14 protein-coding genes are annotated in these 10,597 nt (G+C 48.5%); 7 read left to right on the plus strand and 7 right to left on the minus strand.

Annotated elements, in window-relative coordinates:
* Positions 1–20 precede the first annotated feature (20 nt).
* From rpsB to ACQ4MZ_RS25955, 4 genes are all read right to left on the minus strand, one after another.
* A complete protein-coding gene (gene rpsB / locus ACQ4MZ_RS25940) occupies positions 21–839 on the minus strand; it encodes a 30S ribosomal protein S2 (RefSeq protein ID WP_090382083.1) in 819 nt (272 codons plus the stop codon).
* A gap of 159 nt (positions 840–998) precedes the next feature.
* Positions 999–1,385 (minus strand): 30S ribosomal protein S9, encoded by a 387-nt coding sequence (gene rpsI / locus ACQ4MZ_RS25945; RefSeq protein ID WP_015812950.1) that lies wholly within the window; start codon positions 1,383–1,385, stop codon positions 999–1,001.
* 3 nt (positions 1,386–1,388) lie between these two features.
* Complete coding sequence (gene rplM / locus ACQ4MZ_RS25950) at positions 1,389–1,832, minus strand: 50S ribosomal protein L13 (RefSeq protein WP_026350982.1); 444 nt, start codon at positions 1,830–1,832, stop codon at positions 1,389–1,391.
* Positions 1,833–1,957: 125 nt separating this feature from the next.
* Positions 1,958–2,659 (minus strand): hypothetical protein, encoded by a 702-nt coding sequence (locus tag ACQ4MZ_RS25955; protein WP_430850049.1) that lies wholly within the window; start codon positions 2,657–2,659, stop codon positions 1,958–1,960.
* Positions 2,660–2,776: 117 nt separating this feature from the next.
* Between ACQ4MZ_RS25955 and ACQ4MZ_RS25960 the strand changes: the two genes are divergently transcribed.
* The 6 genes from ACQ4MZ_RS25960 (at position 2,777) to ACQ4MZ_RS25985 (ending at position 6,664) form a co-directional block, all read left to right on the plus strand.
* Complete coding sequence (locus ACQ4MZ_RS25960; protein ID WP_430850051.1) at positions 2,777–3,430, plus strand: 3-keto-disaccharide hydrolase; 654 nt, start codon at positions 2,777–2,779, stop codon at positions 3,428–3,430.
* 65 nt (positions 3,431–3,495) lie between these two features.
* Positions 3,496–3,738: a hypothetical protein gene (locus ACQ4MZ_RS25965; RefSeq protein WP_430850053.1), complete on the plus strand. Its 243-nt coding sequence runs from the start codon at positions 3,496–3,498 to the stop codon at positions 3,736–3,738.
* A complete protein-coding gene (locus tag ACQ4MZ_RS25970; RefSeq protein ID WP_430850055.1) occupies positions 3,735–4,148 on the plus strand; it encodes a type II toxin-antitoxin system VapC family toxin in 414 nt (137 codons plus the stop codon). Before ACQ4MZ_RS25965 ends, ACQ4MZ_RS25970 begins: the two co-directional genes overlap by 4 nt.
* Positions 4,145–4,948 carry a Rossmann-like and DUF2520 domain-containing protein gene (locus ACQ4MZ_RS25975; protein WP_430850057.1) on the plus strand — a complete coding sequence of 268 codons (804 nt, stop codon included), beginning with the start codon at positions 4,145–4,147 and terminating at the stop codon, positions 4,946–4,948. The genes ACQ4MZ_RS25970 and ACQ4MZ_RS25975 overlap by 4 nt, the downstream gene beginning before the upstream one ends.
* Positions 4,949–5,012: 64 nt before the next feature.
* Positions 5,013–5,534 carry a KdsC family phosphatase gene (locus ACQ4MZ_RS25980; RefSeq protein ID WP_430850059.1) on the plus strand — a complete coding sequence of 174 codons (522 nt, stop codon included), beginning with the start codon at positions 5,013–5,015 and terminating at the stop codon, positions 5,532–5,534.
* Positions 5,535–5,545: 11 nt separating this feature from the next.
* Positions 5,546–6,664 (plus strand): acyltransferase family protein, encoded by a 1,119-nt coding sequence (locus ACQ4MZ_RS25985; protein WP_430850061.1) that lies wholly within the window; start codon positions 5,546–5,548, stop codon positions 6,662–6,664.
* Here the strand turns inward: ACQ4MZ_RS25985 and ACQ4MZ_RS25990 are convergent, their stop codons facing one another.
* Positions 6,665–7,492: a polysaccharide deacetylase family protein gene (locus ACQ4MZ_RS25990; RefSeq protein WP_430850063.1), complete on the minus strand. Its 828-nt coding sequence runs from the start codon at positions 7,490–7,492 to the stop codon at positions 6,665–6,667.
* A 44-nt stretch (positions 7,493–7,536) separates the two neighbouring features.
* On the opposite strand from ACQ4MZ_RS25990, the gene ACQ4MZ_RS25995 reads away from it, so the two are divergent.
* Positions 7,537–8,757 carry a metallophosphoesterase family protein gene (locus ACQ4MZ_RS25995; RefSeq protein WP_430850065.1) on the plus strand — a complete coding sequence of 407 codons (1,221 nt, stop codon included), beginning with the start codon at positions 7,537–7,539 and terminating at the stop codon, positions 8,755–8,757.
* A 109-nt stretch (positions 8,758–8,866) separates the two neighbouring features.
* Here ACQ4MZ_RS25995 and ACQ4MZ_RS26000 read toward each other — a convergent pair whose 3' ends face one another.
* Positions 8,867–9,253 (minus strand): TraR/DksA family transcriptional regulator, encoded by a 387-nt coding sequence (locus tag ACQ4MZ_RS26000; RefSeq protein ID WP_106595637.1) that lies wholly within the window; start codon positions 9,251–9,253, stop codon positions 8,867–8,869.
* 190 nt (positions 9,254–9,443) lie between these two features.
* Entirely contained in the window at positions 9,444–10,424 is a 981-nt protein-coding gene (locus tag ACQ4MZ_RS26005; protein ID WP_430850067.1) for a pyruvate dehydrogenase complex E1 component subunit beta, read from the minus strand.
* Positions 10,425–10,597: the final 173 nt, after the last annotated feature.

Consider the following 10,597-nt stretch of genomic DNA (forward strand, 5'->3'; position numbering starts at 1 on the left):
ACTACGCCATATTGCCCTTTTTACTCTTCGTCGGATTCAGCAACTTCTGCTTCTGCCGCAACTTCGGCGCGAGGGGCTGCCTCTTCACCTTTGTCAGCTGCGCGTTTAGCTTCTTCTTCCTCAACCAGGCGCTGATCGTCTTTGTCTTGTTTGCGTTCCATCAAACCTTCTTCGATAGCCTTTCCGATCGCCAGGGTAATCAACGAGATTGCTTTGTAAGCATCGTCGTTGGATGGGATTGGGAAGTCAACCAATTCAGGGTTTGAGTTGGTATCGCAGATCGCAAAAATAGGGATGTTCAATCTTTTTGCTTCTGCTACCGCAATGTGCTCGCGTTTTACATCAACGATGAAAAGTGCCGCTGGAAGGCGAGTAAGGTCCGCTACACCACCTAGTACTCTTTCCAGTTTCTCCTTTTCACGTGTAAGCATCAGGCGTTCTCTCTTCGCAATATTGCTAACCGTGGCTTCGTCTTTCAGCATCTTCTCGAGAGTCTGCATTTTTTTCAAAGACTTGCGAATCGTGCCAAAGTTTGTCAGCATACCACCCAACCAACGATCGGTTACGTAAGGCATTTTAAGGCGTTTTGCCTCTTCCGTTACGATTTCCTGCGCTTGTTTTTTAGTAGCAACAAACATGATCTTACGTCCTGAACGAACGATCTGTTTCAACGCAGCTTCCGCTTCGTTCAAGCAGCTCAAAGTTTTGTTCAGGTCAATGATGTGGATCCCGTTCTTCTCCATGAAGATATACGGAGCCATCCGTGGATCCCACTTGCGGGTAAGGTGACCAAAGTGGACACCTGCATCCAATAGTTCTTTATATTCTATTTGTGCCATTGCCAAATTTGATTTAAAATATTTTTAGACTTGTTACGCAGCACGAAGCATCGGGCACGATAAGCGACGTCTGGACAATTTGCGTTGAAAGTTTATGAGTAAATGAGTTTAAAGTGACAAAATAAACTTTGAACTCCTGGACTCTGGACTTTCCACTTATTAACGTTTCGAGAACTGGAATCTTCTGCGAGCCTTAGCGCGTCCGTATTTCTTACGCTCAACCATACGTGGGTCACGGGTAAGGAATCCTTCTTTTTTCAATGCGCCACGGAATTCGCCGTTGTATTGAACCAGTGCACGTGAAACCGCCATACGGATAGCTTCCGCCTGGCCTGAGATTCCACCACCTCTTACGTTTACTTTGATATCGTAACCATTTCCACCTGAGATTGTCGCGAACGGTTGTTGCAACACGATCTGGTGTACTTCAAATGGGAAATATTCTTTGTAATCACGACCGTTTACTTTAATATCGCCTTTACCGGGTGTAAGGTAAATACGAGCAACGGCTGTTTTTCTTCTACCTATTGTGTTGATCACTTCCATGAATTACAATTGGATTTGCTTTGGTTGCTGTGCGCTGTGCGGGTGTTCTGCGGCAGCGTAAACAAACAGGTTTGTAAATAAACGACGTCCCAAACGGTTCTTTGGAAGCATGCCTTTCACGGCTTTCTCGATCACACGCTCAGGGTGTTTTTCGAGCAACTCGCGAGGAGTTTGAAAACGTTGACCTCCTGGGTAACCTGTGTGGCGAACATAAACCTTGTCCGTCATTTTCTTACCTGTCAACTTGATCTTATCGGCGTTGATAACGATAACGTTATCACCACAATCCACGTGAGGAGTGTAGCTTGCTTTGTGTTTGCCTCTGATAATTTTAGCAACTTCGCTGGCCAGACGACCAAGAACTGCATTTTCAGCATCCACAACAATCCACTCCTTGTTTACTGTGTTTTTGTTCGCCGAGATGGTTTTGTAGCTTAACGTATCCACGATTAACAAAAAATTAAATTGATTTTCAATAATTTACACTGTAACAAGACAGTCCATCGCAAAATGGGAGTGCAAATATAGAGTTTAACAAATTGAATTACAAGTATGTTTGTGAAATTCATTTGTCAATTCCCTACTGCAAAGGCCAATGCGACGTATGGAAGGCCGTAAAGTTTGGACACATGTCGCTGGTTGTTATCGAGGTAAACGTTGAAACCGTCGCTTTTTTTCGTAGTATACGTAAGTCGGGTATAAGTGTAACCGAGCTTCACACCCACCCTCCGGGTTGCCATCAAACGCACAAATGCTTCCGACTGCCCGGTGTTCCTGCGCAGCGCTAACGGCAATGCATTGAAGAGCGTGGGCTTGCTGGCTAGCCACTGATTATAATGGGGCGCGCCGGTACCGGTTGTGGGAACATTCTTCTCATAATACGCGTGCCTTTTCGAGCCGTAAGTCAGCCCGATCAGATCGGTATTCACACCAATATCGAGTTTCCAGAAACTTACGTTCACACCTGCGATAAAGCTGAGCCCGTTGACAGAAACATCCCGGTACTCCAGATAGTCCTTGATACCCGCAATACGCTCGGTGTAAAGGTTTGCCCTACCGCCGTAGAGCCCCCATGCCCTGAAACCGACACCAATCCGCAACCAGGGTAGCCGCTGCGAACCTATTTCCTCGTGATACATCATAGAGGGTGCCCAGGAGTTGCTCCCTAAGCTGGCACCGACATCCACACCGCCAGCAATCGGGGAAGTATATTGTGCGTGTGTGGAAGTGGCATTCAGTAACAAAATGATCAGTAGTCCTTTTAAAATTTTCATTGCTGAACCCATAGTTAGATGATGAATGCTACAATAATAACTCATACCCGAAAGAAATTGCGGGTTATCCGTTTGCAAGCGGTTATATTGCTACTTTGCGGATTATCCGGGGGCAATTTGCTCGCGCAAAGCTCCGATCAGCTGGGATTTGTGCCGCTTTTCAACGGTAAAAACCTGAACGGATGGGTTGACGTGAACACCTCCAAAGAAACCTGGAAAGTCAAAAACGGAACATTAATATGCTCTGGCAAACCGATTGGCGTCATGCGCTCTGATCGGCAATACGAAAACTTCATCCTTGAAGTAGAGTGGAAACATATGGAAGCCGGTGGCAACTCGGGTATATTCATATGGAGCGAAGGTACCCCTCAGGAACACGACCCGCTCACTAAGGCCATTGAAGTACAAATGCTCGAACTCGAATATGCCCCGCAGCACAATGCAACCGAAGACTACGTCCACGGCGAGCTCTTCCCCACCATGGGCATGACCGCCATTCCCGACAACCCGCGCGGCATCCGCAGCAAATCCCTGGAAAAGCGCTGCAAAGGCAAGGGCGAGTGGAACAAATATGTGGTGGTGGCCGTCGACGGCACTGTCAAACTGTCCGTCAACGGCAAGTTCGTCAACGGCCTCCGCGCCTCCGAGCGCAAGAAAGGCTACATCTGCCTCGAAGCCGAAGGCGCCGAAATCCATTTCCGCAATATGCGCATCATGGAGCTGCCCGGCGGCATTACCACGCCGGAGCAGGTGGCGCCGGTGGTGGATTGAAGGCACTGGAATGGGTTATGTATAGACAAAATATTATATTAGCATAATAACTAACTGAAAATGCCATGCAACAAACATTTCAGGTAAATGCGTCGGATCTTGATGACGGTTTTATAAAATCGGTTCAGGACATTTTTGGTGACAGAAAATTGAAGATCGTAGTCGAAGATATTGCGGAGAGCAATGAATACAAAGACGCTCTCTTGGACAGCTTATTCGGCAGTTGGGAAAGTGAGGAAACTGGGGAAGAACTTGTAAAAATGATATATTCGAGTCGTAGTGATTCACCCAGGGACATTGAACTATGAGTCAATACCTATTAGATACCAATATTTGCATACACTATTTGAAAGGAGACTTTGACTTAAGAAAGAAGGTTCGTCAAATCGGTCGTATTAACTGCTACATCTCCGAGATCACCATTGCAGAACTTTTATTTGGTGTTGAAAATAGCTCGCCGGCCAGATATCAAGAGAACCTGAAAAAGGCTCGCAAATTTGAACTGGCCTTTTCCGCCCAAACTTTACCAACTGTTACTGGTTTTTCTATTTATGCCAAAGAAAAGGCAAGATTAAGAAGAAGCGGCCGGATTATCGGTGAATTCGATCTGCTGATTGGCTCAACCGCGTTACGATACGGCCTTACCTTAGTCACTCGCAACACAAAAGATTTTGCAAACCTGGCTGGCATCCAGCTTGAAAATTGGATAGATAATTGAAAATCTCCTTCATAGGCGCTGGTAATGTAGCCTGGCATCTGGCGCAGGCGTTTGAGGATGCGGGGCATTGGATTTGCGAGGTGTATAGCCGCGACACGCAGAAAGCGCGTCAGCTGGCTTCTTCCTTATATGATACCAATATCCAGCCCGATCTCAATTTCTCGGAAAGTGAAGCCGAAGTGATCGTAATCGCCGTCACGGATGACGCTATCGAGAGCGTAATCCAGCGCATTGTGCTGCCCGAAGGCGTAATCCTTGTGCATACGTCGGGCACACGCTCTCTGGCTGAATTTCAGAAACTTGTGGAGATTTACAGCGACGTATATGTCCACACGGGCGTGTTCTATCCTTTACAGACATTTACAAAGGACGTCGAAATGGATTACAGCGAGCTCCCGTTCTGCATCGAGTCGCGAAATGAGCTCATTGAAGGGAAATTGATGCAGCTGGCATCGAGCGTGAGCGATAATGTCACCCGCATGGATTCCGACGAACGCTTCATTCTGCATGTGGCAGCCGTCTTTGCAAGCAATTTCACCAACTACATGCTCACGATCTCCCACGATCTCCTCGAACGCGAACAGCTCAATTTTGACCTGCTGAAACCGCTCATTCAAACCACTATTTACAAGGCCCTGGCTTCCGACGATCCTTCAATCGGCCAGACCGGTCCGGCGCGGCGAGGCGACTGGAAAACCACCGCGCGCCATCTCGAATATTTACAGGAAACCAACGAGGACTACACCGAAATATACCGCCTGCTCACCGACAAGATCCGCAACCTCTACATTTCAAAATAATCAGTAGCCGCATCGTCACGAAAAAAGTTAGGCTATATTTGCAGGATTCACAATTCGCCTATTCATGGATTCGACTTTAACGGAACGTTTCAAGCGCATTACTACCTTTATTTTTGATATTGACGGCGTCATGACCGACGGTAGCGTCATTGCCCTCGAAACCGGTGAGCAGCCCCGCGTTTTCAACGTGCGCGACGGTTACGGCATCAACCGGGCGATCAGAATGGGTTACCGCGTGGCGATCATCTCCGCGCAGAGCCAGGTAGGCGTCCGGAAAAGACTCGAATACCTGGGTGTTACCGATATCTTCATTGGCACCTCACCGGACGGCAAACTGCCCGTTTTCAAGAAATACCTGGCGGAAACCGGCCTCGCCGAAGACGAAATCGTATTCATGGGCGACGACCTGCCCGATTACGAAGTGATGCGCACAAGTGTAATGGGCGCCTGCCCGGCCGACTCAGCTGACGAGATCCTCGCTATCGCCGATTATATTTCCCCTAAAAACGGCGGCCGCGGCGCCGTTCGCGACCTGATCGAGCAGGTCATGAAGGTGCAGGGAAAATGGATGGCCTGGTTTGAATAAAAAGCTTGGTGGTGGACAAGAAAAAGCGCTATTTCCCGAATCTGAACGGTATCCGTGCCATTGCCGCATCGCTGGTGGTATTTCACCACCTCGAACAGGCCAAGCATGCATTGGGCATTGCCAATGTGTACGATATGCCCATTATCCAGCATGCCGGAAGGCTTGGTGTGGGGCTGTTCTTCGTATTGAGCGGCTTTTTGATCACCTATTTGCTCCTCGAAGAGCGCGGCAGGTTCGGTAATGTCGACGCGAAGAAGTTTTACCTCCGCCGCGTATTCCGCATCTGGCCTATCTACTTCCTGATCATCGGCCTGTCGTTTTTTGTTTTCCCGCACATCCCGATTTTCTATTATCCCGGCATTGAAGAAAAGCTCACGGTAGACCTGTCCGAGCGCCTCACGTTGCTGCTTTTGGTACTGCCCAACTTTGCATTCGTCCTCTACGATCTGCCCTATTGGTGCGCCCAAACCTGGTCCATCGGCGTGGAAGAGCAGTTTTATTACCTCTGGCCATGGTTGATCAAGTACCCCAAAAAGCGCATTCCAATACTCATTTTCTTCCTCGCACTGACGGCTGGTTTGCTTTATATCGGATTGGAAATGGCCGATCCATCGGAAGAAACGCGCAAATCCATGATTACCACCTTCCTGGGCCAATTCCGCATTCAAACAATGGCTTTGGGCGGGTTGTGCGCGTGGCTGGTTTATAATGATAAATTGAAATTCCTCAACTTCATTTTCAGGAAAGACGTCCAAATCTTCGCGTACACGATCCTGCTCGCATTGTTCTTCTCAGGTGTGCATTTCTTTGGTTTTCTGGAAGTATATGCACTGTTCTTCGCATTCTTCGTGCTCAATGTTTCCTGCAATCCGAATACGATCGTGCATTTGGGGAACCCCGTGATGGACCATCTTGGTAAAATTTCCTATGGACTGTACATTTACCACGTTGCGGTGATTGTAGTGATCATCAATCTGTTCGAAATGTATGCACCTGGTTGGCGCGATGCGAGTTACCAGGCAGTACTTTATGTAGTAAGCTTCATCGGCTCGGTGGCGGTCGCTACTTTCTCTTTTAATTATATTGAAAAACCACTCCTCGCATACAAGGACCGCAAGTTCGGCCGCTAGTTATTTCACTTTCGGCAGTTCCGACATCGTGTAGAATTTCAGTTTCTGCTGATCCGCCTCACGCAAAACCGCCGCCAGAAAACTGACATTGAAACCATATTTACCATTCTCCGGCGCACTATACAGCGGTTCATGCCCGAAAACCATCAATGCAGTGCCATTTTCCTTCGCTTCCTGAATCGCCTCTCCAACCTCCTCTTCGGTCACCTCGTCGTAATCGATCATCAATGCATCCACTTTCTGCTCTCCATCGAATGCATAGTAAATCGCATTCATCCAACGCGGCGGCCATGCGTAGAGCTGAAAGCCTTTAAATTTTCTCCTCGAAATAGCCACATCGCGTAAAATTGTAAACCCTTTCGCCAAAAGCACCGAATCGACGCGATCATTATGGTTTCCGCCGGGATGCGCGTAGGAAGTGGGTTTGAAACCTGCCGCATGCATGTGGCGCAAGCCTGGTTCCAGTTCGGTTTCAATATATCCTTTCGGTCCGCCCGCGGCCATGAGCTCCGTAGATTTCGCATGCACTGTTCCATGGAAACCGATTTCATGGCCTTCTATTTCAAGTTGTTTCAGCATCGCTATTTCTTCCGCATTCAGGCTGTCCGGACAGGTAATGAAGAAGGTCGCTTTGGCATTATATTTCTGAAATAATGGCCTGAGCTGATACCATTCTTTGATAAAATGATCGTCGAATGAAATGGCAATACCGCCCGCATCGGGCTTCCCGGATGGGCTTCCACAGCCCCAAAATGCGCTCACCAGCGCGAAGAGCAATAGCCCACGTAACCCGTTTAATGCACTGGAAGCGATTTTAATGTATTTCAAAACTTCGGAAATGATCTGTTATTTTCGCTAAATTAATGACACGGATGAAAATACTGCACACCGCCGACTGGCATATCGGCAAAAAGCTCGACAACTTTTCCCGCCTCGACGAACAGCGCCTCGTCCTCGAAGAAATTTGCGAAATAGCGGAACGCGAGGCCGTCGACGCGATCGTCATCGCCGGCGACTTGTTCGATAACTTCAACCCGTCGTCGGAAGCGACCGAGCTTTTGTACAGCACATTGCACCGCTTGTCTGCTAACGGCACCCGCGCCGTGATCGCCATTGCCGGCAACCACGATTCCCCCGAGCGCATACAGGTACCCGACGCGCTTGCGAAGGTTTGCGGCATCCTGTTTGTCGGCTTTCCCAATACGGAAGTCAAGCCGTTTTGCACGCAGGGGCAAGTCGACATTATTAGAACCGCGCCGGGATTCATTGAAATCAAACTGCCTAATGCCCCCTTCCCCCTGCGCGTGCTGCACACGCCTTACGCGAACGAACAGCGTTTGAAAACCTTCCTCGGTGTGGAAGAGTCGGAAGAAGCATTACGCATTCATTTACAGGAGCATTGGCAAAATCTGGCCGACCAATATCTCGATGACAAGGGCTTTAACCTGCTTGCCACGCATTTATTCGTGATGCAAAAAGGCGGCCCCATGCCTGAAGAGCCCGACGACGAGCGCCCGATCCTGCATATCGGCGGCGCCCAGGCCATTTATACTGAAAACTTTCCCAAGCAGGTGCATTACATTGCATTAGGGCATCTGCACCGGTTTCATCAGGTCGATAAGATGCCGGCACCATCCGTATATTCCAGCAGCCCGTTGGCTTACAGTTTTTCCGAGGCGAATCAAAATAAGTATGTGATCCTGATCGAAGCAGAGGCCGGAAAGTTGGTCGGTTACAAGCCCATTGAGTTACTGAAAGGCAAAAAACTGCGCCGCAAAAGCTTCCATAGCATCGATGAGGCCATCGAATGGCTCAGCGACCATTCGGAGGATTTAATTGAACTGACTATCGTTTCCGATAACTATCTCGAAGCTTCCGACAAAAAGCGGATTATGGAAGCGCATTCTGGCATTATCCAGATCATTCCACAGATTAAGAAGAGCGAGGTAGCGGATACGTCGTCCGAAGTCGATCTCTCGCTGAGTATGGAGAAATTATTTCAGGAGTATTTCAAATCCAAAAACAAAGGCCAGGAGCCCTCCGAGGGCTTAATGGAAGTTTTTCGCGAGGTGCTGGGAAGCGAAGCGGAGTAGCAAGAGCAAGCAATGGCGCGAAGGTCTCCATGCTTTGCACCATCGCAAAAAAAGCGGGCTATCCCATTTGGAATAACCCGCTTTCTGTCCTATTTGGTCTTGATGAATGTCAGCTAGCTCTTTTCAGCTTCGCCTCAATAGTCTGCTGTGTATGCGGTACAATGCGCAGACGCTCTTTCGGGATCAGTTTGCCGGTGTCGATGCAAATGCCGTAAGTACCGTTTTTAATGCGGATCAGCGCGTTTTCGAGCTGTACCGAATATTTTTGGAGACGAGCGGCCAACTGGCTCAGATTTTCGCGCTCACTGGCATCTGCCCCATCCTCCACAAGCTTGGCCGCGCCGGCTGTTACGTCCGTGCCGCTATCGTTCTTTTTGCTTAAACCTGTTTTAATGTATTCGAGCTCACTTCTTGTCGCTTCCAGCTTCCCACGGATCAGCTCTTCAAACTCCTTTAATTCTTCCTCTGAATATCTTGTTCGTTCTTCTTGCATAATCTGAATTGATTTGTTAGTCTACATCAAGGAGCGTTCAAAGCACAAAAGTACTAGTATTCTGCCTATTTCGGAATAGTATTTAATTAATAACCACTTTCAAATGAGAAACTTACTAACGCTGACATCAGGGGCTATAATCAACAAAGCCAAAACCTGGATCGGTAATGGCTTTGCTGAGAATCTCTGAAGATTATTTATAAAGCACCGATTTCACGGCCTCCACTGTGCGCTTCACGCTAGGCAGGATCTCCTCGATCAATGTTGGCGCATATGGAAGCGGTACATCACGGCTGTTCACACGGATCACCGGCGCGTCCATATAATCAAATGCATGGCGCTGGATGTGGTAAGCGAGTTCCGAAGAAATAGCAGCCAGTGGCCAGGCTTCCTCGACCACCACACAGCGGTTGGTTTTCTTAACAGATTCAACTACCGTTGCGTAGTCAATCGGGCGAACGGTGCGCAAATCAACCACTTCCACATCGATACCTTCTTTTTCCAGTTGAAGCACCGCCGGCATTACCACGCGGGGGATCATTTTACCGAAAGAAACGATCGTAACATCTTTACCCTGGCGTTTGATATCAGCCTTACCCAGTGGAATAAGGTATTCTTCCTCAGGAACAGCCATTTTATCACCATACATCACCTCCGATTCCATGAAGATCACCGGGTTGTTGTCGCGGATAGACGATTTCAAAAGACCTTTCGCGTCGTAAGGGTTCGAAGGAACGACCACTTTCAGACCCGGCGTGTTGGCAAACCAGTTTTCGAAGTTCTGCGAGTGCTGTGCGCCGAGCTGACCTGCATTACCGGTCGGTCCGCGGAACACGATCGGGCAACCGTACTGGCCGCCTGACATCGAAAGAATCTTAGCCGCGCTGTTGATGATCTGATCGATCGCCACCAGCGAGAAGTTGAATGTCATAAACTCGACGATCGGGCGCAGGCCGTTACCGGCAGCTCCTACCGCAATCCCCGCAAAGCCAAGCTCCGCGATGGGTGTATCGATCACGCGCTCAGGGCCGAACTCATCGAGCATTCCCTGACTCGCCTTATAAGCACCGTTGTATTCCGCAACCTCTTCCCCCATCAAAAAAATACTCTTGTCAAGGCGCATCTCTTCCGACATAGCGTCGCGAATGGCATCTCTAAATGCTATTTCTTTCATTCGTAATTCTGATAATTATTAATTCTTAGAAGAAACCACCGCAGCATCATTGCATCTGACACAGACCGACCTGCGTGGTTACATTAAAAGAGGTTTTGTAAACTTATTTCAAAACGATCTGGTAAAATTAGGCAACACCGGCCAATTCTCAAATTCTTTCCCGGAACCATTCT

The sequence above is a fragment of the Dyadobacter sp. BHUBP1 genome (genome assembly GCF_050587785.1).
Taxonomy (GTDB): Bacteria; Bacteroidota; Bacteroidia; order Cytophagales; family Spirosomataceae; genus Dyadobacter.